Source organism: Tepidimonas sp. (assembly GCF_046292505.1).
Taxonomy (GTDB): Bacteria; Pseudomonadota; Gammaproteobacteria; order Burkholderiales; family Burkholderiaceae_C; genus Tepidimonas.
Map to the genome: position 1 here is coordinate 1 of NZ_JBKBQX010000279.1, position 518 is coordinate 518.

Sequence of the window (518 nt, forward strand, 5' to 3'; positions counted from 1 at the left end):
CCTGCTGCGGGTCAAAAACGGCGCCACCGAGGTGCTGCAGGACGGCGCGGTGATTGAACAATCGACCGACAATCCACTGGATTTCATCGACGCCTATTACAAGCGCTTCAAGGTGGCGATGCCAGCGGGTCTGCCACGGTTTTGCGGCGGGCTGGCGGGCTATTTCGGCTATGACGCGGCGCGCTATATCGAGGCGCGGCTGGCGCGCTCCGCGCAACGGCACACCAAGCCCGATCCGGTCGATTTGCCTGACATTCAGTTGCTGCTGACCGAAGAGCTGGCAGTGATCGACAACCTCACCGGGCGCCTGCACCTGATTCTGTATGCCGATCCGTCGCAGCCGCAGGCCTATGCCCGGGGGCAGGCGCGTCTCGCCGCCTTGCGCGCCCAGTTGCGCAATCCGGTCGAGGCGCCCGAACTTGCGCCGGGCACGGTCACGCCGATCGAGCGCGAGTTCGACAAGGCCGACTATCTGCGCGCGGTCGCGGTGGCCAAGGAATTTATTGCCGCCGGCGACT

1 pseudogene is annotated in these 518 nt (G+C 65.3%); it reads left to right on the forward strand.

The features are described from left to right. Positions 1-518, forward strand: a pseudogene (locus ACK4TH_RS13265) (anthranilate synthase component I); the annotation flags it as partial.